The 19686-nt window shown below is 64.7% G+C and carries 18 protein-coding genes; 12 read left to right on the top strand and 6 right to left on the bottom strand.

What is annotated here, in order from left to right:
* The first annotated feature begins 50 nt into the window (after positions 1 to 50).
* The 3 genes from AB3X96_RS31870 (at position 51) to AB3X96_RS31860 (ending at position 4399) form a co-directional block, all read left to right on the top strand.
* Positions 51 to 1130: a sn-glycerol-3-phosphate import ATP-binding protein UgpC gene (locus AB3X96_RS31870; protein ID WP_176381154.1), complete on the top strand. Its 1080-nt coding sequence runs from the start codon at positions 51 to 53 to the stop codon at positions 1128 to 1130.
* Positions 1131 to 1445: 315 nt separating this feature from the next.
* Positions 1446 to 3110 carry an energy-dependent translational throttle protein EttA gene (gene ettA / locus AB3X96_RS31865; RefSeq protein WP_152853645.1) on the top strand — a complete coding sequence of 555 codons (1665 nt, stop codon included), beginning with the start codon at positions 1446 to 1448 and terminating at the stop codon, positions 3108 to 3110.
* Between the two features lie 164 nt (positions 3111 to 3274).
* Entirely contained in the window at positions 3275 to 4399 is a 1125-nt protein-coding gene (locus AB3X96_RS31860) for a DUF748 domain-containing protein (RefSeq protein ID WP_368592774.1), read from the top strand.
* A gap of 14 nt (positions 4400 to 4413) precedes the next feature.
* Here AB3X96_RS31860 and AB3X96_RS31855 read toward each other — a convergent pair whose 3' ends face one another.
* The 3 genes from AB3X96_RS31855 to AB3X96_RS31845 are packed head-to-tail and all read right to left on the bottom strand — an operon-like array spanning position 4414 to position 7171.
* Complete coding sequence (locus AB3X96_RS31855) at positions 4414 to 5037, bottom strand: HAD family hydrolase (RefSeq protein WP_368592773.1); 624 nt, start codon at positions 5035 to 5037, stop codon at positions 4414 to 4416.
* A gap of 34 nt (positions 5038 to 5071) precedes the next feature.
* The gene (locus AB3X96_RS31850; protein ID WP_368592772.1) at positions 5072 to 6886 is read right to left on the bottom strand and encodes an aminopeptidase P family protein; all 1815 of its coding nucleotides are present in this window, start codon (positions 6884 to 6886) and stop codon (positions 5072 to 5074) included.
* 18 nt (positions 6887 to 6904) lie between these two features.
* Positions 6905 to 7171 carry a hypothetical protein gene (locus tag AB3X96_RS31845; protein WP_368592771.1) on the bottom strand — a complete coding sequence of 89 codons (267 nt, stop codon included), beginning with the start codon at positions 7169 to 7171 and terminating at the stop codon, positions 6905 to 6907.
* Positions 7172 to 7400: 229 nt separating this feature from the next.
* Here AB3X96_RS31845 and AB3X96_RS31840 point away from each other — a divergent pair, with 229 nt between their 5' ends.
* The 7 genes from AB3X96_RS31840 to AB3X96_RS31810 all read left to right on the top strand — a co-directional run bounded on the left by AB3X96_RS31840 (position 7401) and on the right by AB3X96_RS31810 (position 13571).
* Positions 7401 to 8111, top strand: coding sequence for a response regulator transcription factor (locus tag AB3X96_RS31840; protein WP_176124305.1), 711 nt, complete (start codon positions 7401 to 7403; stop codon positions 8109 to 8111).
* 79 nt (positions 8112 to 8190) lie between these two features.
* Positions 8191 to 9477: a glutamyl-tRNA reductase gene (hemA, locus tag AB3X96_RS31835; protein ID WP_176110189.1), complete on the top strand. Its 1287-nt coding sequence runs from the start codon at positions 8191 to 8193 to the stop codon at positions 9475 to 9477.
* A gap of 120 nt (positions 9478 to 9597) precedes the next feature.
* Positions 9598 to 10680, top strand: a complete 1083-nt coding sequence (gene prfA / locus AB3X96_RS31830; RefSeq protein ID WP_176110186.1) for a peptide chain release factor 1 — start codon at positions 9598 to 9600, stop codon at positions 10678 to 10680.
* Positions 10681 to 10690: 10 nt separating this feature from the next.
* Positions 10691 to 11578: a peptide chain release factor N(5)-glutamine methyltransferase gene (gene prmC / locus AB3X96_RS31825; RefSeq protein ID WP_368592770.1), complete on the top strand. Its 888-nt coding sequence runs from the start codon at positions 10691 to 10693 to the stop codon at positions 11576 to 11578.
* Positions 11579 to 11690: 112 nt separating this feature from the next.
* A complete protein-coding gene (gene grxD / locus AB3X96_RS31820; RefSeq protein WP_008918687.1) occupies positions 11691 to 12002 on the top strand; it encodes a Grx4 family monothiol glutaredoxin in 312 nt (103 codons plus the stop codon).
* A 40-nt stretch (positions 12003 to 12042) separates the two neighbouring features.
* Positions 12043 to 12645, top strand: coding sequence for a UbiX family flavin prenyltransferase (locus AB3X96_RS31815; RefSeq protein WP_176110182.1), 603 nt, complete (start codon positions 12043 to 12045; stop codon positions 12643 to 12645).
* A 134-nt stretch (positions 12646 to 12779) separates the two neighbouring features.
* Positions 12780 to 13571 carry a class III extradiol ring-cleavage dioxygenase gene (locus tag AB3X96_RS31810; protein ID WP_368592769.1) on the top strand — a complete coding sequence of 264 codons (792 nt, stop codon included), beginning with the start codon at positions 12780 to 12782 and terminating at the stop codon, positions 13569 to 13571.
* Positions 13572 to 13694: 123 nt separating this feature from the next.
* Here AB3X96_RS31810 and AB3X96_RS31805 read toward each other — a convergent pair whose 3' ends face one another.
* Positions 13695 to 15290, bottom strand: a complete 1596-nt coding sequence (locus AB3X96_RS31805) for an APC family permease (RefSeq protein WP_368592768.1) — start codon at positions 15288 to 15290, stop codon at positions 13695 to 13697.
* 428 nt (positions 15291 to 15718) lie between these two features.
* On the opposite strand from AB3X96_RS31805, the gene AB3X96_RS31800 reads away from it, so the two are divergent.
* Positions 15719 to 15922, top strand: a complete 204-nt coding sequence (locus AB3X96_RS31800) for a cold-shock protein (protein ID WP_013090665.1) — start codon at positions 15719 to 15721, stop codon at positions 15920 to 15922.
* A 134-nt stretch (positions 15923 to 16056) separates the two neighbouring features.
* On the opposite strand, the gene AB3X96_RS31795 is transcribed toward AB3X96_RS31800, so the two are convergent.
* Entirely contained in the window at positions 16057 to 17307 is a 1251-nt protein-coding gene (locus AB3X96_RS31795; protein ID WP_368592767.1) for an Hsp70 family protein, read from the bottom strand.
* Between the two features lie 188 nt (positions 17308 to 17495).
* Between AB3X96_RS31795 and AB3X96_RS31790 the strand changes: the two genes are divergently transcribed.
* The gene (locus tag AB3X96_RS31790) at positions 17496 to 19019 is read left to right on the top strand and encodes an MFS transporter (RefSeq protein WP_368592766.1); all 1524 of its coding nucleotides are present in this window, start codon (positions 17496 to 17498) and stop codon (positions 19017 to 19019) included.
* 42 nt (positions 19020 to 19061) lie between these two features.
* Here AB3X96_RS31790 and AB3X96_RS31785 read toward each other — a convergent pair whose 3' ends face one another.
* Entirely contained in the window at positions 19062 to 19655 is a 594-nt protein-coding gene (locus AB3X96_RS31785; RefSeq protein WP_368592765.1) for a nitroreductase family protein, read from the bottom strand.
* Positions 19656 to 19686: the final 31 nt, after the last annotated feature.

Raw genomic sequence — 19686 nt, 5'->3', positions numbered from 1 at the left:
TCCGGTATGGCGGACTGCGACAAGCACTCAAAATCAAAGGCTAGAACCGCATGGCTGCACTGACTCTGCAAAACGTTAAGAAAACCTACGACGGCAAACAGTTCGTATTGCACGGCATCGACGTCGACGTCGCCGCCGGCGAATTCGTCGTGATGGTCGGCCCGTCCGGCTGCGGCAAATCGACGTTGCTGCGGATGGTCGCCGGCCTCGAGCGCATCTCCGACGGCAGCATCTCGATCGCCGGCAAGGTCGTCAACGACCTGGAGCCGAAGGATCGCAACATCGCGATGGTGTTCCAGAACTACGCGCTGTATCCGCATATGAGCGTGGCCGAGAACATGGGTTACGCGCTGAAGATCGCGGGCGTCGATCGCGCGCAGATCGCGAAACGCGTCGAAGCCGCCGCGCAGATTCTCGAACTCGGCGCGCTGCTGCAGCGCAAGCCGCGCGAACTGTCGGGCGGACAGCGCCAGCGCGTCGCGATGGGCCGCGCGATCGTGCGCGAACCGGCGGTGTTTCTGTTCGACGAACCGCTGTCGAATCTCGACGCGCGTCTGCGCGTGCAGATGCGCCTCGAAATCCAGCGCCTGCATGCGCGCCTTAAGACCACGAGCCTGTACGTCACGCACGACCAGATCGAAGCGATGACGCTGGCGCAACGCGTGATCGTGATGAACAAGGGCCACGCCGAGCAGATCGGCGCGCCCACCGAAGTCTACGAGCGGCCGGCGACGGTGTTCGTCGCGAGCTTCATCGGCTCGCCGGGGATGAACCTGCTCGAAGGCCGGGTTTCGGACGACGGCTCGACCTTCGACGTCGCCGGCAACGGCCCGAAGCTGCCGCTCGCGGGCGTGCCGTCGATCGGCCGCGAAGTCGCGACGGGCCGCGAATGGACGCTCGGCATTCGCCCCGAGCATCTGAGCCCCGGCACGGCCGATGCGACGCTCACCGTCGATTCCTGCGAGATTCTCGGCGCGGACAATCTCGCCCACGGCCGCTGGGGCAAGCACGACGTGACCGCGCGACTGCCGCACGCTCATCGTCCGGCGGCAGGCGAGACGCTGCAGCTCGCGCTGCCCGCACGACATCTGCACTTCTTCGATCCGGTGACGGGACGGCGCGCGAACTGACACCGCGGCTGGACGCCGCCGCCTGCTCACGGCACGGCGGCGTCGCGCAACGGCTCCGAAGATCGGCGACACGGTGCGCGCAAATAGCGCACCACCCGGTGCGTGAAGCGGCCCGCCAGCGGTCCGCCCTGCCGCCCGGCCCCCGCCGCGAAGTACAATGCCACCTGAACCCCATGCCGCGCGTGGCAGCGTCGTCGAATCCGGCGCCGCGCCGGCCGGCGCCGGGTGTTCCGCCCGGCCCTCACACCGATTACCCATTCAACCCCGACTGCCCGCCCGCACGCGGCCGGCATCGTCAACGTCTACTGCAAGCAAATGGCCCAATACGTTTTCACCATGAACCGGGTCGGCAAAATCGTGCCGCCCAAGCGCCAGATCCTCAAAGACATTTCGCTATCGTTCTTCCCCGGCGCGAAGATCGGCCTGCTCGGTCTGAACGGCTCGGGCAAGTCGACGCTGATTCGCATCATGGCCGGTGTGGACACGGAGATCGAAGGCGAAGCCACGCCGATGCCGAATCTGAACATCGGCTATCTGCCGCAGGAGCCGCAACTCGATCCGCAGAAAACCGTGCGTGAAGCGGTCGAGGAAGGCCTCGGCGACGTGTTCAACGCCCAGAAGAAGCTCGACGAGATCTACGCGGCCTATGCGGAGCCGGACGCCGACTTCGACGCTCTCGCGGCCGAGCAGGCGAAGTACGAAGCGATCCTCGCGACGACCGACGGCAGCGCCGAGCAGCAGATCGAAATCGCCGCCGACGCACTGCGCCTGCCGGCGTGGGACGCGAAGATCGAGCATCTGTCGGGCGGCGAAAAGCGCCGCGTCGCGCTGTGCAAGCTGCTGCTGCAAAAGCCCGACATGCTGCTGCTCGACGAGCCGACCAACCACCTCGACGCGGAATCGGTCGAATGGCTCGAGCAGTTCCTGACGCGCTTCCCGGGTACCGTGGTCGCCGTCACGCACGATCGCTACTTCCTCGACAACGCCGCCGAGTGGATTCTCGAACTCGACCGCGGTCACGGCATTCCGTGGAAGGGCAACTACAGCAGCTGGCTCGATCAGAAGGAAGAGCGCCTGAAGCAGGAAGAAGCGTCGGAGTCGGCGCGCCAGAAGGCGATCAAGAAGGAGCTCGAGTGGGTGCGCCAGAACCCGAAGGGCCGTCAGGCGAAGTCGAAGGCGCGTATCGCGCGCTTCGAGGAACTGAACAGCCAGGACTACCAGAAGCGCAACGAAACGCAGGAAATCTTCATTCCGGTCGGCGACCGCCTCGGCAATGAAGTGATCGAGTTCAAGAACGTCAGCAAGTCGTACGGCGATCGTCTGCTGCTCGATAACGTCAGCTTCAAGATTCCGGCCGGCGCGATCGTCGGCATCATCGGTCCGAACGGCGCCGGCAAGTCGACGCTGTTCCGGATGCTGACCGGCCGCGAACAACCGGATTCGGGCGAGATCGTGCAGGGCCCGACCGTCAAGCTCGCTTACGTGGACCAGAGCCGCGAAGCGCTCGCAGCCAACAAGACGGTGTTCGAGGAGATCTCGGGCGGCGCCGACGTGCTGACGGTCGGCAAGTACGAAACGCCGTCGCGCGCGTATATCGGCCGCTTCAACTTCAAGGGCGGCGACCAGCAGAAGATCGTCGGCAATCTGTCCGGCGGCGAGCGCGGTCGTCTGCATCTGGCGAAGACGCTGATCGCGGGCGGCAACGTGCTTCTGCTCGACGAGCCGTCGAACGACCTCGACGTCGAAACGCTGCGCGCGCTCGAAGACGCGCTGCTCGAATTCGCGGGTTCGGTGCTCGTGATCTCGCACGATCGCTGGTTCCTCGACCGTATCGCGACGCATATCCTCGCGTTCGAAGGCGACTCGCAAGTCACGTTCTTCGACGGCAACTACCAGGAATACGAAGCGGACAAGCGCGCGCGTCTCGGCGAGGAAGGCGCGCGCCCGAAGCGTCTGCGCTACAAGCCGATCTCGCGCTAACAGGCGGGACACACCGGCCCGTCTGGCGCAATGCCGGACGGGCCCCGGGGCATGCGCGTTGCTATTCGTCACTTGATGGAGGCGCGCGTGACAGTCCCGCGCACACGACAGACGGTCAACACGGCGCCGCGCGACGCGCAGCGCGTTGACGAGGAGACACAGGCATGGCGATGTCGAAAGGCAGGCGCTGGATCGTCGTCGTGGGCGGAACGCTATTGGCGTTGATTCTGATCTTGATCGGCGCGATGCAATTCGCGCAACAGGAAGTCAAGAATCGCGTCAGCGCGGCGCTCGGCCCGCTCGGCAGCGCCGACAGTATCGACGTCGGCCTCACTTCGGTACACCTGACCCATGTCGTGCTGAAAGCGCCGCCAGGCTGGCCGGCGGGCGAACCGCTACGCGCCGACGAAATCACGATCACCCCCGACGTGCGCGATCTGATCGCGCGGCGCATGCATATCCGCGAGGTCGTCGTGCGCGGCTTCGACATGGCCGTGTTACGCACGAAGGACGGCTCGCTGAATCTGCTGCCGAACCTGCGCGAATCGCTGAACCGAGGCGATCATCGGGGCGGCGCCGGCACGGCGGCGTCGATCCCACGCGAAAAACTGGTCGACCATATCCGCTTCGAACACGGCAACTTCCACTTCTACGACATGAGCGTCGGGCCGCCGCCGTTCAAGGTCACGGTCAGCAACGCGAACGCGAGCGTCGACAATCTGCATCTGCCGTCGCTTGCCGAGCCGACCAATGTCAGCGTTCGCGGCTCGTTGAAGGGTCCGGCGCATACCGGCACCGTGACGTTCGACGGCTGGATCAAGATCGCCAGCCGCGATTCGCAGACGACGACCACGCTGCATGGTGTCGATGTCGCGATGCTCGATCCCTATCTGCTGAAGAAGGCCGGCACGCGCGCGCAGGTGACGGGCGGTACGGTCGATCTGTCGATCGAATCGACAGTGCGCAACTATCATCTGCACGCGCCCGGCACGGTGACGGTCCACAATCTGCAACTCGCCGAAACCGACAATCCGCTCGACACGTTCATGTCGATTCCGACACGCGCCGCCGTCGCCGCGCTCAAGACGCATGACGGCAACATCACACTGCATTTCGTGCTCGACGGCGATCTGCGCGATCCGAAGTTCTCGATACGCGAAGGGATCCTCAAGCGCATTGGCGAGGGGTTTGCAAAGGCGCTGGGGGTCAGCGTCGAAGGTGTCGCGAAGGGTGCGGGCGAGACCGTCAAAGGCCTCGGCAATGCGTTGAAGAATCTGCTGGGACAGTAGCGGTAGCGCTCAGCTCAAACCGGCAAGCCCAACTCGCGCAGCTTCGCTTCCGTTTGCGCGGCGCTCGTGTGATGCACGCCGTGCCAGCCGAGCGCCGTAGCCGCTTCGGCGTTTTTCGCGTTGTCGTCGATGAAGACGAGCTCGGCCGGCTCGACGCCGGGCATCTGCAGCTCGATGCGCCGGCGCATCTCGGCGAAGATCGCCGGATCGGGCTTCACGAGCTTCACGCGCCCCGACACGACGATGTCGCGAAAGCGCCGCAGCACCGGATAGTGCTCCCACGCATACGGGAAGGTCTCGGCCGACCAGTTGGTGAGCCCGAAGAGCGGCACCTCGGCCACTTCGAGCTTCTCCATCAGCGCGATGCCGTCGTCGAGCACGCCCGCGACCATTTGATGCCAGCGCTCGTAGAACGCGCGGATCAGCGGTTCGTGATCGGGAAACTGCGCGATCAGCTCGTCGGTGGCTTCGACGATCGGCTGTCCGCCGTCCTGGCGGATCACCCAGTCCATCGAGCAGACGTGCGTGAGGAACCAGCGCCGCTCGGCTTCGTCGGGAATCAGTTCGCGGTACAGGTACTCGGGACTCCAGTCGATCAGCACGCCGCCGAAATCGAACACCACTGCCTTGATCGCCATGCACCACGCTCCGTCTGGAAGGTCGCCGCTACGCTCAGATCGGTTTCGTGCGCAGTTCGAGCCACGCCTGGGCGTCGCCCGATACATGCGGCGTGAGGCGCACGCGCACCGTCTCGTGATACGCGTTGAGCCACGCGCGTTCGTCGTCGCGCAGCAGCGCCAGCTCGATGCAGCGCGTGTCGATCGGGCACAGCGTCAGGGTTTCGAACTTCAGGAAGTCACCGAATTCGGTTTTTTCCGCGGCCACGTTCAGCACGAGGTTTTCGATGCGCACGCCCCACTTCCCCGGCCGATACAGACCCGGCTCGTTCGACGTGATCATGCCCTCTTCCATCGCGGTCCACGGTTCGGCCGGCGCGTAGTGCGAGATCACCTGCGGGCCTTCGTGCACATTCAGGAAGTAGCCAACCCCGTGACCGGTGCCGTGGCCATAGTCCGCGCCGGCCTGCCAGATCGGCGCGCGCGCGATCGCGTCGAGCATCGGTGAGCGGATACCGCGTGGGAATTGCGCGCGTGACAGCGCGATCATGCCCTTCAGCACGACCGTGAAATCGCGGCGCTGTTCGTTGCTCGGCGTGCCGATCGGAACGACGCGCGTGATGTCAGTCGTGCCGCTCAGGTACTGGCCGCCCGAATCGATCAGCAGCAGGCCGTTGCCTTCGATCACCGCATGCGACTCCTCGGTCGCGCGATAGTGCGGCATCGCGCCGTTCGCGTTGAAGCCCGCGATCGTCGCGAAGCTCAGCGACACGAAGCCGGGACGGCGCGCGCGAGCGGCAGTCAGACGCTCGTCGATCGTCAGTTCGGTGATGCGCTCGCGGCCCAGCGCGCTTTCGAACCAGGCGAAGAATTCGGCGAGGGCCGCGCCGTCCTGCTCCATCGTGTCCCGCACGTGCGCGGCATCGGCGGCGGTTTTGCACGACTTGAGGAACGTGGACGGATTGACCGCCTCGATCACCTTGACCGACGACGGCACCGCCTGCAGCGAGCCGTATGTGATGCGGCGCGGGTCGATCAGCAGCGTGCTGCCGGCTGGTAGCGCGGCGAGCGCGTCGGCGGCCTTCGGGTATGGCTCGACGCTGATGCCGTCGCGCGCGAGCACGTCGGCGAGCGCCGGCGACACTTTGCCGTCGGCGATAAAGAGGGACACGCGATCCACGCCGATCAGCGCGTGCGCGACGAACACCGGGTTGTAACTGACGTCGGCGCCGCGCAGGTTGAGCAGCCAGGCGAGGTCGTCGAGCGTCGAGATGAAGTGCCACTGCGCGCCTTTGTCGGCCATCGCGCGACGCACCTGCGCGAGCTTGTCCGCGCGCGCGACGCCCGCTTGCGGCGCAGCGTGCTCGAAGACGGCGTCGGCGGGCAGCGCCGGGCGCTGCGCCCAGATCGCCTCGAACAGGTCGATGTCGGTGCGCAGTTGCACGCCGCGCGCGTTCAGCGCCGCGCTCAACGCACGCGCGGCCGCGACGCCGAGCACCGCGCCATCCACCCCGACCGTGCCGCCGCTCGCGACGTTCTGCGCGAGCCATTCGAAATGCGGCGTCGTGAGCTGGCCGCCGGTCATCTTCATCAGCTCGACACCGGTGCCGGCGAGCTGCGCGGTTGCCTGCTCCCAGTAGCGACTGTCGGTCCAGACGCCGGCGAAATCGGCGGTGACGATCAGCGTGCCGGCCGAGCCGGTGAAGCCCGACAGCCACTGGCGGCCTTGCCAGCGCCCTGGCAGATACTCGGACAGATGCGGATCGGCCGACGGCACGAGGTAAGCGGAGATGCCTTCGCGCGCCATCGCGGCGCGCAGGCTCGCGAGGCGCTCGGGAATGGAGGAGGTTTCGGGGAGTCGGGCGTTCATGGAGTTACCTGCAAGGATTCATCGACGGATTGACCGGCGCGAAAAGAGACCGACCGTCATGGCGACGGTGATCAGCGCGACGGCGGTACATATCGGCCATTCGAGCATGTCGCCGTCATGGAAAAGACCCGTCACGTTGCCGGCCATGCGCGCGACGCTCGCGCCGAGCACGCCGGCCAACAGCGCGGCCCACCAGCGCGCGCGGCTCAGCCTGCGCAGCGGGTGCAACCACCAGCCCGCGAGGCCGATCACGACGCCGAGAACGAGAATGCCTGGCCACCCCATCAGGTGTGGGCTCCGGATTGGGTGCCGAAACAGGGCAAGTTTAATTTCGGATTCGTCTCATAGGACGACGGAGCCGCCAAGGCTAGCATTTTGGCCTCTTTAACTATAGAAGTTCAGCACGGCGCTTTCCGCATAGCGGTTGAGTTTAGGGGTCGGGGGGTACTTAGGCAAGTTACAAGCCTGATGAAAACACCTCACGCTCCGCTCGTTGCCAGGCTGACGCAGCGCCATGCGTATCGCACTTATCGAACCCGACCTGCAACACGCCAAGCTGGTCGACCGGCTCATTTTCGCCGGCGGCCATGTGTGCCTTCACTTCACCACCAGCGCCACCTTCCTGCAGCACGCCACCGATGAATTTTTCGATCTGCTGATCACCGAAAGCTGGGCCGGCGATCATTGCGCCGAAGACGTGATCCCGCGCGCGCGCTCAATTCTGCCAGGTCTGCCCATCATGATGCTGATTGCGGCACCGAGCGAATGCCAGATCGTCGCCGCGCTGCACGCGGGCGCCGACGACTGCCTCAGCAAACCGGTGCGCGGCCCCGAAATGCTTGCGCGAGTCGAGGCGCTGCAACGCCGCGCGGGCCTTCGGCGGCCACCCAAACGTCGGCGCGACGTGATCGGCGGCTATACCTTCGACGCGGCGAATTGCGCCGTGACCTTCCGTGAGATGACCGTCATCCTGACGCCAAAGGAATTCCGCCTCGCGCTGCTGCTGTTCAACAATCTGGCGCGACCGGTGTCGCGCGCGCATATTCTCGAAACCGTGTGGTCGCGCCGGCGCGACGTAAAGTCGCGCACCATCGACACTCACGCGTCGCGCGTGCGCGGCAAGCTGCAACTGCGTCCGGAACTTGGCTACGCGCTGACGCCGGTCTATGGTTACGGTTACCAGCTCGACGCGATTCCGCCGGAGACCCAGACAGGCGAGAGCTGAGGCATGCTGCGTATTCGGCGTGCAGAATGTGAGAATCGTGAAAACGCTATAATATAAGGCTGAACGATAGCTCCCCCAAATGCAGCTTCTAACGATCGGAATCAACCATCACACTGCGCCTGTCGCCTTGCGCGAACGCGTGGCGTTTCCGCTCGAACAGATCAAGCCCGCTCTGGATACGTTCAAAGGGATCTGGCTGGGCCGCATGGCCCCCAACGCGCCGGAAGCGGCAATTCTTTCCACCTGCAACCGCACTGAACTCTACTGCGCGACCGACGACCTCGCAGTACGCGAAGCCTCGGTCCAGTGGCTGTCGAAGTACCACAATCTCCCCATCGATGAACTCGCGCCGCACGTCTACGCGCTGCCGCAGTCCGAAGCAGTGCGGCATGCGTTCCGCGTCGCGTCGGGGCTCGATTCGATGGTGCTCGGCGAGACGCAGATCGTCGGGCAAATGAAGGACGCGGTCCGCACCGCCTCCGAAGCCGGCGCACTCGGCACCTACCTGAATCAGTTGTTCCAGCGCACCTTCGCCGTCGCAAAGGAAGTGCGCAGCACCACTGAAATCGGCGCGCAGTCGGTATCGATGGCCGCCGCCGCAGTACGCCTCGCCCAACGCATTTTCGACAAGATCGCGAACCAGCGCGTGCTGTTCATCGGTGCCGGAGAAATGATCGAGCTCTGCGCGACGCATTTCGCCGCGCAGCATCCGCGTGAACTCGTCGTCGCGAACCGCACGGCTGAGCGCGGCATGCGGCTCGCCGAGCGCTTCAACGGCCGCGCCATTCCGCTTTCCGAGCTGCCCTCCCGGATGCACGAGTTCGACATCATCGTGTCGTGCACGGCGTCCACGCTGCCGATCATCGGTCTCGGCGCGGTCGAGCGCGCGGTCAAGGCGCGCCGTCATCGGCCGATTTTCATGGTCGACCTCGCGGTGCCGCGCGACATCGAACCCGAAGCCGGCCAGCTCGAAGACGTGTTCCTGTACACCGTCGACGACCTCGGCGCGATCGTCCGCGAAGGCAATGCGTCGCGCCAGGCCGCGGTCGCGCAGGCCGAAGCGATCATCGAAACGCGCGTGCAGAACTTCATGCAGTGGCTCGACGCGCGCAGCATCGTGCCCGTGATCCGCCACATGCACACGCAGGCCGACACGCTGCGCCGCGCGGAAGTCGAACGCGCACAGAAAATGCTCGCGCGCGGCGACGACCCGGCTGCAGTGCTCGAAGCACTGTCGCAGTCGCTCACCAACAAGCTGATCCATGGTCCTACTCACGCGTTGAACCGCGCGAGCAGCGACAACCGTGACAAGCTGATCGAGCTGATGAGCGGCTTCTACAAACACCCCGGCTCTTCCGAGCGTTAGCGGCGCAGTGTTCGCCGCACCCCGCGCGCCACCGCCGTGGCTCGCGAAGTGCTTCCGCCCCGGGCATTCGCCCGTTCCCCTGGCCGCATCCTTTCCGGAGTCCGCTCCGCTACCCGCCCGATGAAAACGAGCATGCAACGCAAGCTCGACCAGCTGACCACCCGGCTGGCCGAACTGAACGACCTGTTGAGCCGCGAGGACATCACCGCCAACCTCGACCAATACCGCAAGCTCACGCGCGAGCACGCGGAGCTCGGCCCGGTCGTCGAGCATTACGGGCTGTGGCGCCAGGCGCAGAACGACGCAGCCACCGCGCAGGAATTGCTCGCCGACGTGTCGATGCGTGATTTCGCCGAAGAGGAAATCCGCGCGGCGCGCGATCGTATGGAGACGCTCGGCGTCGAACTGCAGAAAATGCTGCTGCCGAAGGACCCGAACGACGAGCGCAACATCTTCCTCGAAATCCGAGCCGGCACCGGCGGCGACGAATCCGCGCTGTTCGCTGGCGATCTGCTGCGCATGTATCTGCGCTATGCCGAGCGCAATCGGTGGCAGGTCGAGATGATGTCGGCGAGCGAATCGGATCTCGGCGGCTATCGCGAAGTCATCGTGCGAATTGCCGGCGATGCCGCGTATTCGAAGCTGAAATTCGAGTCCGGCGGGCATCGCGTGCAGCGCGTGCCGGCCACCGAAACGCAAGGCCGCATCCATACTTCGGCGTGCACGGTCGCGGTGATGCCGGAAGCGGACGAGATCGGCGAGGTCGAGATCAATCCGGCCGATCTGCGTATCGACACGTTCCGCGCGTCGGGCGCGGGCGGCCAGCACATCAACAAGACCGACTCGGCAGTGCGCGTCACGCACTTGCCGACCGGCATCGTCGTCGAATGTCAGGACGACCGTTCGCAGCACAAGAACAAGGACCGCGCGCTGAAGGTGCTCGCCGCGCGCATCAAGGATAAGCAAACGCACGAGCAGCAGACGAAGGAAGCGGCGACGCGTAAGAACCTGATCGGCTCGGGCGATCGCTCGGAGCGCATCCGCACCTACAACTTCCCGCAGGGGCGCCTCACCGATCACCGCATCAACCTGACGCTGTATCGCCTCGACGCGATCATGGACGGCGATCTCGAAGAACTGATCGCGGCGCTCGTCAGCGAGCATCAGGCCGAACTGCTGGCCTCGCTCGGCGACGCGGACTGACGCCCCGCCAATGACCGACGCTTCCCCAATCCCGCTAGACCCCGCCGCTCCGCCCGCGACGGCCGACGCGCTATTGCGCGCATCGCCATTGCCGCCGCTCGAAGCGCGGATTCTGCTCACCCATGTGCTCGGCTGGCGGCGCACGCAGCTGATCACGCGCGGCGAGGAGCCGCTCGAGCGGGCGAGCGTCGAGCGTTATCGCGCGCTGGAGGCGCGGCGCATGGCCGGCGAGCCGGTCGCGCAACTCGTCGGCGCGCGCGAGTTCTTCGGGCTCGAATTCGAAGTCACGCCGCACGTGCTGATTCCGCGTCCCGAAACCGAGCTGCTGGTGGAGACCGCGCTCGCGGCGATCGAAACCCGGCCGCGCCCACGTGTGCTCGATCTCGGTACCGGAACCGGCGCAATCGCGGTGGCGATCGCGTCGATGCGGCCCGACGCCCAAGTCTGGGCACTCGACCGCTCGGCCGACGCGCTCGCCGTCGCCGCGCGCAACGGCGCGCGCCTGCTCGACGCGAAGCGCCCCGGCGGCGCCGTGACGTTCCTGCACAGCGACTGGTACGCCTCGCTCGACGCCGCGCCGCGCTTCGACGCGATCGTCAGCAATCCGCCATATATCGCGAGCGGCGACCCGCATCTGGCCGAAGGCGATCTGCGCTTCGAGCCGCGCGGCGCGCTCACCGACGAGGCCGACGGCCTCAGCGCGATCCGCGCGATCGTCGCCGGTGCCCCCGAGCGTCTCGCCGCCGATGGCGCGCTTTGGATCGAACATGGCTACGACCAGGCTGCAGCCGTGCGCGCGTTGCTGAGCGCGCGCGGTTTTGCCGAGGTCCGCTCGGAGCGCGATCTCGCCGGTATCGAGCGCATCAGCGGGGGCGTGTTGCGCGCCGCGGCGGCCTGAGCGCGGTCGCCGCGGCTAAAACCCCAGGCGCGACGCGGCTGCGGCCGCCCGTAGCGAAATCCGCTATCATTTCAGCCTATTCCCATCCTTTATCGGAACCGCAAGGTCAGTCATGGATACGCAACAACGCATCAAGCAAATCGTCGACGGCAACAACGTCGTTCTCTTCATGAAGGGCACGGCCCAGTTCCCGATGTGCGGTTTTTCCGGCCGTGCCATCCAGATCCTGAAAGCGTGCGGCGTCGGTGAAATCAAGACCGTCAACGTGCTCGAAGACGACGAAATCCGTCAGGGCATCAAGGTGTTCTCGAACTGGCCGACCATTCCGCAGTTGTACGTGAAGGGCGAATTCATCGGCGGCTCGGACATCATGATGGAGATGTACGAATCGGGCGAACTGCAGCAGCTGTTCGCCGCGGCCTGAGCGCTCTGCGCTTCGTTAGCTTTATCAGGCGCCGCACGCCATGCAGCAAGCACGCACCGCGGCGCCCCGCCGGCTGATCGTTGCAATCACCGGCGCCACCGGCGCCATCTACGGCATCCGGCTGCTCGAGACGCTGCGGCGGCTCGGCGGCGTCGAGAGCCACCTGCTGATTTCGAGCGCGGGTTGGCTCAACATCCAGCATGAACTGCAGTTGGGCAAAGAAGACGTGCATCCGCTCGCGGATGTCGTCCATTCGGTGCGCGACGTCGGCGCGAGCATCGCGTCCGGCTCGTTCGCGACTGACGGCATGATCGTCGCGCCCTGCTCGATGAAAACGCTCGCGAGCATCGCGCACGGTTTCGCCGACAACCTGATCACCCGCGCCGCCGATGTGACACTGAAGGAGCGTCGCCGCCTCGTGCTGCTGGTGCGCGAAACGCCGTTGAACCTCGCGCATCTGCGCAATATGACTGCCGTCACCGAGATGGGCGGCGTGATCTTCCCACCTCTGCCCGCGTTCTATAACCAGCCTGCCTCAATCGACGAGATGGTCGACCATACGGTCGCACGCGTGCTCGATCTGTTTGCGCTGGGCCCGGCGTTGTCGCCGGCATGGCAAGGACTGCGGGACGCGCAGGATTAGCCGCGACCACGCGAATTAACAACATTCGCGACACAATCAATTCCCCGCGAGCCCATTTATCAAGCTGGTGTGCGGACCTATATTGGTAGCAGCCCAATTTCTCAGTGCCGTGCTGTCACGGCCGCATTGCAGTCATGAACCGCTTACCTTCGCTTTTCCTGTCCCACGGCTCGCCTACGTTGCCGATCGATCCTTCGATGCCGTCCGCCGAGTTCGGCGCGCTCGGCGCGCAATTGCCGCGTCCCGAGGCGATTCTGATGTTGTCGGCGCACTGGGGCACCGCCCAGCCACTCGCCAGCATCGCGACGGCGCCTGAAACCATCCACGATTTTTATGGCTTTCCGCGTCAGCTCTACGAAATCCAATACCCGGCACCGGGCGCACCCGATGTCGCGCGCAGCGCCGCCGCGCTGCTCGGCGCGAGCGGCATCGTCGCGGACGTGCAGCCGCACGGGCTCGACCACGGCGCATGGGTGCCGATGCTGCTGATGTTCCCGCAAGCGGACGTGCCGGTCGCGCAACTGTCGATCCAGCCGCACAAGGACGCCGCGCATCATTTCCGCGTCGGCCGGGCGCTGCGCGCGCTGAAAGACGGAGGCGTGATGGTGGTCGGCTCCGGTCAGATCACCCATAACCTGCGCGCCGCCGATTTCTCCGCTCGCCCGGAAGACGCCGATCCGCGCGTGAGCGAATTCACCGACTGGTTCGAAGACAAGCTCGTCGCGCGCGATATCGACGCGCTGCTCGACTATCGCCGCCAGGCGCCGCACGCGGTGCTGATGCATCCGACCGACGAGCATCTGTTGCCGGTGTTCGCCGCCCTCGGCGCCGCCGACGACGACTATTCGCTTGCGATCCAGTCGCTCGGCACCTACCAGCGTTCGCTCGCAATGACCAACTACGTGTTCGGCACCGCCACCGCCTGATCCGCCGCGGAACCCGCCAGCCGCAAGGACCAACGAAAAAGCCCGCCTGATCATCGATCAGGCGGGCTTTTTATCTACCGCGAAGGACCCGCTTCGAGCGGTCCATTCGGTTGCGGCGAACGCTCAGTGCGCGCCGATACCTTCGAGCACTTCGTCGTGCACGAGTCGCTCGTCCAGATACTCCGAACGGTAGCCGCTGTTCACGCCCCAGAAGTAGAACACCAACGAGAAGGCGATCACGACGAGCATGTCCCAGCCGTACGGCAGGATGCCGAAGCCGCCGAACTCCTTGCTGCCGATCAGCGAGAGGATCGCCATGATCGGAAGATACGCGACCAGCCACCAGGCTGCCTTCAGGTCACGCCCCCAGCCCTCGAAGCCCTGCTTGGCCTGGAAATGAAAGTACACCGGCAGCGCGACGACCATCAGCAGAATGATTTCGCCGGTCAGCGGCCACTTCGCCCAGTACAGGATCAGCGACGCGCAGACGAACGCGAACGGCGCAATCACCTTCATGCCGGCGATGTGCAGCGGACGCTCGAGATCGGTTGCCGCGCGGCGCAGCGCCATCAGGCTGATCGGGCCGGTCAGGTACGAGATCACGGTCGCGACCGAGATCACCGCCGCGAGCGAGCTCCAGCCGCGGAAGAAGAACAGGAAAATGAACGACACGAACAGGTTGAACCACATCGCCTGACGCGGCACGCCGTAGAACGGATGCACCTGGCCGAAAATTTTCGGCATCGTGTTGTTGCGCTCCATCGCGTAGATCATCCGCGTCGTGGTCGCCATATAGGTCGTACCGGTGCCGCTCGGGCTCACGAACGCGTCGACGTACAGCAGGAACGCCAGCCAGTTCAGGTTCAGCGCAATCGCCAGTTCCGCGAACGGCGAAGCGAAGTTGAAGTGGCTCCAGCCCTTCACCACGTCGGCCGGATTCACAGCGCCGATGTACGCGATCTGCAGCAACACGTAGATCACGAGCGCGAGCAGGATCGAGCCGATCACCGCGAACGGCACGCTCCTGGCCGGGTTGCGCGCTTCACCGGCCAGGTTGACCGGGCTCTGGAAACCGTTGAACGCGAACACGATCCCGCTCGTCGCGACCGCAGTCAGCACCGCCGACCAGCCGTACGGCGCGAACGTGCCCGTCTGGCCGAAGTTCTCGGTGTGGACGCCGGTCATCATCAGACCGACGATCGTCGCGCCCGGAATCAGGAACTTGAAGATCGTGATCGCCGAATTGGCGCGCGCGAACAGCTTGACGCCCCAGTAGTTGAGCAGGAAGTAGATGATCACGAGGCCGGCGGACAACAACAGGCCGTTGGTGGTCAATGATCCGTCGACGAAGAGCGCATGCGTCCAAGGATAGGGCCACGTACTCATGTATTGGATCGATGCTTCGGCTTCGATCGGGATCACCGACACGATCGCGATCCAGTTGGCCCACGCGCTGATGAAACCGACCAGCGCGCCGTGCGAGTAGCGCGCATAGCGCACCATCCCGCCAGATTCCGGAAACATCGCGCCGAGTTCCGCGTAGGTCAGTGCAATCGCGAGAATCACGACCGCGCCGATGATCCATGCGCAAATTGCAGCGGGACCGGCAATCTTTGCAGCCTTCCACGCGCCGAACAGCCAGCCGGACCCGATGATCGAACCGAGACCGGTCAGCATCAGCGCGAATGGCCCGATGTTCCGTTGTATAGAACTTTTCACATCTTCTCCTAAATCAGAACCATGTCGGCACCGCGTGACATCGCTTGTGGCGGTGGCAACGGGGTGACGCGCATGCAAGCGCGTCCAGATGCGGAAGAGGTGCAACCGACGCGCGGCGCGTAGTTTAACGGTTGCACCGGGTTGCTGCAGGGAAACCGCCGGCCGACTAAGGGTTCTCCCTAGCAAAAAACCAGCCCGATGCGCAAGCTTTGTAAGACATCTTTGCAATAATCCAGCAAAGTTTCGTGCAGACTGTTGACCTTCGTCCGAATTCGCCGTATAACGTTCCAGCAGGATTTCAAGTGGCGAGTGAAGTGGTTCTTTCGTAGTTCGCCCATCAACGGTACTCCGGTTGGTCCCATTACCCTTCCTTGATTTTCATGCACCCCGGGCTTCGGCCTTATTCACCATTTTTAGGAAAAAGTAATATGGAAACCGGTACCGTCAAGTGGTTCAACGACGCTAAGGGCTTTGGCTTCATCACTCCGGACGGCGGCGGTGAAGATCTGTTCGCGCATTTCTCGGAAATTCGCGTCGATGGCTTCAAGACGCTGCAAGAAAACCAGAAGGTCACGTTTGAAGTGAAGACGGGCCCGAAGGGCAAGCAAGCAGCTAACATCAAGCCGGTGTAAGCTTCTAGCTTCCTTCTGGACGCAAAAAACCCCGCCTTGGCGGGGTTTTTTATTTATCGGCGGCAAATCCGAATCAATGGATTGAATTTGTCGCATTCGCAATTCGCGGCGGATTATTTTCCGATTATTCGCGATTATCCGAACACGCGTCGGGCATGAATACCGAGGCCGGTCGCCACGCTCGCGAGACGATCGCCGAACACCGCTTTCGCGTCCGGAAACGCCGCCGCCAGCGCGCCCGACAGAAACGCGAGGCCGGTCGAGCCGCCGGTGAAATAAATCGCGTCGAGCTCGCGCGGTGCGATACCCGCCGCCTGCACCGTATCGCGCGCAGCCTGCACGATGCGTCGCGTTTCATCCTCGCCGGCTTTGACGAGTTGCGCTTCGTCGAAGGCAAGACGCAGATCCTCTTCCACTTGCTCGAGATCGATCACGGTCTCGCCGCCCGCTGCAACGCCAATCTTCGCCTCTTCCGCGTGCGCCGCGAGCGCGTGCCCAAAACGCTGCTCGACCACGCGCATCAGCCGGTCGTGGTGCTTCGTCTCGGTGAAAAGGTGCCGCATCAGCGCGAGTTCGCTGACGCGCTTCGGCGTGTAGACGGTGTTGATCAGATGCCAGGTCGCGAGATCGAAATAAATCCGGTTCGGGATTTCGCGCCCTTGCGGATCGAGCGATTGGTAACCGAGCTCGCGCAGGATCGTCACGAGTTCGACCCGGCGGTCGAAGTCCGTACCCGCGACGTGCACACCGTGATGCGCGAGCACGTCGTCCTTGCGCTCGACGCGCTTCATCCGCTCCGGCCCCACTCGCACGAGCGAAAAGTCCGACGTACCGCCGCCGATGTCCGCCACAAGCACGAGTCCTTCGGCGCTCAGGTGCGATTCATAATCGAACGCAGCCGCGATCGGTTCATACTGAAAGTGGATGTCGCGCAAGCCGACGGTGCGCGCAGCGGCTTCGAGCTGTTGCTGCGCCATCTGGTCGGCGCGCGGATCGTCGTCGACGAAGAACACCGGGCGGCCCAGCACCGCGCGGTCGATCGCGCCGCCGGCGCTCGCTTCGGCCGCGCGCTTCAGATGGGTCAGGAATGTCGCGATCACGTCGGTGTACTTGATCGCACTGCCATCGCCGAGATCGGTCGTATTTTCGGCGAGTGGCGAGCCGAGAATGCTTTTCATCGAGCGCATCAGCCGGCCGTCGAAACCGTCGATGTAGGCGGCAAGCGCCGCGCGCCCGAATTCGGTGGTGTTTTCGTCGGTATTGAAGAAGACCGCGGTGGGCAGCGTCGTGTACGCGCCTTCGACCGGCGCCAGCTTTAGCTGCGGGCCGCTCGGAATCGCAACGGCCGAATTGGAAGTACCGAAGTCAATCGCGCAATAGTTCATGGCAGGAATGGCCGCTCACGGCTGGCGCGCACAGAAAGGGGAGCGGCTTTGTATCACGAAAACTCCGGCAGCATCAACTGAAGCTGACGGGACCGCGGCAAGATCGCGTGAAATCGTGGCGCGGAACGGATCTTGCTCGGTCCGACCGGATACGCCGCCCCATTTCGCCATCGAGGAGACTTCGCGTCATGAGCGTGCCGCCCACTGCCGCCGTCGATGACCACCACGCCATGCTGATCGAAACCGACCTGCCGTCGCGGCTAGACCGCCTGCCGTGGGGCCGCTTTCACACCCTGATCGTAGTCGCGCTCGGCGTGACGTGGCTGCTCGACGGGCTCGAAGTGACGCTTGCCGGCGCGGTCGCGAGCGCGCTGAAAACCAGCCCGGCGCTGCGCTTTTCGAATGCCGACGTCGGCCTCGCCGGCAGCGCGTACATTGCAGGCGCGGTGCTCGGCGCGCTCGGTTTCGGCTGGCTGACCGACCGACTCGGCCGCCGCAAGCTCTTTTTCATCACGCTGACGCTTTATCTGGCCGCGACCGCGGCGACCGCGCTGTCGTGGAATCTGATGAGCTTCATGCTGTTCCGCTTCCTGACCGGTGCGGGTATCGGCGGCGAATACACGGCGATCAACTCGACGATCCAGGAATTCACGCCGGCACGCGTGCGCGGCTGGACCGATCTCGGTATCAACGGCACGTTCTGGGTTGGCGCGGGGCTCGGCGCCGCGGGCTCGCTGGTGCTGCTCGACCCGCATCTGCTGCCTTCCGACTGGGGCTGGCGCGCGTGCTTTTTCATCGGCGCGGTGCTCGCGCTCGGGATTCTGCCGATGCGCATCTGGATACCTGAAAGCCCGCGCTGGCTGCTCACGCACGGTGACGAGCGCGATGCACGGACGATCGTCGAGGGCATCGAAACGCGTTTTCGCGACGACGGCCACCCGCTCGCCGACGACGGCCTCACGCGGCTGCGCCTGCGCGCTCGCGACCATACGCCGTTGCGCGAGGTGTTCCATACGCTGTTCAACTTGCACCGGCGCCGCTCGCTGGTCGGTCTCACGTTGATGACCGCGCAGGCATTCTTTTACAACGCGATCTTTTTCACGTATGCGCTGGTCCTCACCGACTTCTATCACGTGCCGGGCGGCGACATCGGCTGGTATCTGCTGCCTTTCGCGCTCGGCAATTTCCTGGGGCCGCTCGTGCTCGGGCGGCTATTCGACGTGATCGGCCGACGCAAGATGATCGCCGCGACGTACGCGATGTCGGCGATCCTGCTGACGCTGTCGGGTTATCTGTTCGAGCAGCAACTGCTGACCGTCGTCACGCAGACGGTCGCCTGGATGGTGATTTTCTTCTTCGCGTCGGCGGCCGCGAGTTCCGCGTATCTGACCGTCAGCGAATCGTTTCCGCTCGAAATCCGCGCGCTCGCGATTGCGGTTTTCTATGCGTTCGGCACCGCGCTCGGCGGCATCATCGGGCCGGCGTTTTTCGGTCGGCTGATCGACACGCATCAGCGCAGCGAAGTGTTTTCGGGCTACCTGGTGGGCTCGGGGTTGATGCTCGCGGCAGCGCTCGTCGCGGCGATCTGGGGTGTCGACGCGGAGCGCAAGTCGCTCGAGCATGTGGCGGCGCCGCTGTCGAGCGTGACGGATGAAGAGTACGGCGTGCACCGCGCCGATGAAAAACGCGCGGACCGTGCCGCGCGTACCTGACTGCCTGGCGAAGTCACGCGGCAAGCGCCGCGAGTCCGTTGCTCAGAACGCCTTCTTCCAGCCGCCGCCGTACGCGATTTCCGCGAGCGCCACGCGCTGACGCGGCGCCTTCTCGCGTTCGCGCAGGACCGGGTCCAGTTTGTCGACGTCGCCGTAGTGGCCAAGCGAGATCATCGCGATCGGCTCGACGTCTTGCGGCAATTCGAAGGTGGTTCGGAACGCGTTCACGTCGAAGCCGCTCATCTGGTGCGCGGCAAGGCCGAGCGCGTGCGCCTGCAGCACCAGCGCCATCGCCGCCGCGCCCGCGTCATAGAGCGCGCAGCGATTGACGTCGCCCTTGTTGGTCAAGGTGTGCGCGGTCACCGCAATCAGCACCGGCGCGGACGCATTCCAGCCCTGGTTGAACGGCACCAGCGTGGCGAAAGCCTTCTTGAACGCGACTTCATCGACGCTGCGATCGAATACGACAAAACGCCAGGGCTGCGCGTTATACGAGGACGGCGCCCAGCGCGCCGCTTCGAGCACGGCGCGCAATTGATCGCGGCTCACCGGCTCGCTCGAATACGCGCGCGGGCTCCAGCGGCCTGCAATCAGCTCGTGAATGGCAACTTCGGTTGAGGCGGGTTTCTTGGCCATGCGCTTCTCTCGGTAGAAATTCATGATCGTC

This window comes from Paraburkholderia sp. BR13439 (assembly GCF_040948805.1).
Taxonomy (GTDB): Bacteria; Pseudomonadota; Gammaproteobacteria; order Burkholderiales; family Burkholderiaceae; genus Paraburkholderia; species Paraburkholderia youngii.
The sequence above is the reverse complement of the archived record's forward strand: the minus strand, read 5'-3'. Positions and strand labels throughout refer to the sequence as shown.

Bases quoted from the DNA above. Each gene is read 5' to 3' on its own strand.
- AB3X96_RS31790 (WP_368592766.1), top strand. From the start codon at position 17,496: ATGAGCGTGCCGCCCACTGCCGCCGTCGATGACCACCACGCCATGCTG.
- AB3X96_RS31815 (WP_176110182.1), top strand. From the start codon at position 12,043: ATGCAGCAAGCACGCACCGCGGCGCCCCGCCGGCTGATCGTTGCAATC.
- grxD (WP_008918687.1), top strand. From the start codon at position 11,691: ATGGATACGCAACAACGCATCAAGCAAATCGTCGACGGCAACAACGTC.
- AB3X96_RS31860 (WP_368592774.1), top strand. From the start codon at position 3,275: ATGGCGATGTCGAAAGGCAGGCGCTGGATCGTCGTCGTGGGCGGAACG.
- AB3X96_RS31845 (WP_368592771.1), bottom strand. From the start codon at position 7,171: ATGGGGTGGCCAGGCATTCTCGTTCTCGGCGTCGTGATCGGCCTCGCG.
- ettA (WP_152853645.1), top strand. From the start codon at position 1,446: ATGGCCCAATACGTTTTCACCATGAACCGGGTCGGCAAAATCGTGCCG.
- AB3X96_RS31870 (WP_176381154.1), top strand. From the start codon at position 51: ATGGCTGCACTGACTCTGCAAAACGTTAAGAAAACCTACGACGGCAAA.
- AB3X96_RS31840 (WP_176124305.1), top strand. From the start codon at position 7,401: ATGCGTATCGCACTTATCGAACCCGACCTGCAACACGCCAAGCTGGTC.
- prmC (WP_368592770.1), top strand. From the start codon at position 10,691: ATGACCGACGCTTCCCCAATCCCGCTAGACCCCGCCGCTCCGCCCGCG.
- AB3X96_RS31800 (WP_013090665.1), top strand. From the start codon at position 15,719: ATGGAAACCGGTACCGTCAAGTGGTTCAACGACGCTAAGGGCTTTGGC.
- hemA (WP_176110189.1), top strand. From the start codon at position 8,191: ATGCAGCTTCTAACGATCGGAATCAACCATCACACTGCGCCTGTCGCC.
- AB3X96_RS31795 (WP_368592767.1), bottom strand. From the start codon at position 17,307: ATGAACTATTGCGCGATTGACTTCGGTACTTCCAATTCGGCCGTTGCG.
- AB3X96_RS31810 (WP_368592769.1), top strand. From the start codon at position 12,780: ATGAACCGCTTACCTTCGCTTTTCCTGTCCCACGGCTCGCCTACGTTG.
- prfA (WP_176110186.1), top strand. From the start codon at position 9,598: ATGAAAACGAGCATGCAACGCAAGCTCGACCAGCTGACCACCCGGCTG.
- AB3X96_RS31785 (WP_368592765.1), bottom strand. From the start codon at position 19,655: ATGGCCAAGAAACCCGCCTCAACCGAAGTTGCCATTCACGAGCTGATT.
- AB3X96_RS31855 (WP_368592773.1), bottom strand. From the start codon at position 5,037: ATGGCGATCAAGGCAGTGGTGTTCGATTTCGGCGGCGTGCTGATCGAC.
- AB3X96_RS31850 (WP_368592772.1), bottom strand. From the start codon at position 6,886: ATGAACGCCCGACTCCCCGAAACCTCCTCCATTCCCGAGCGCCTCGCG.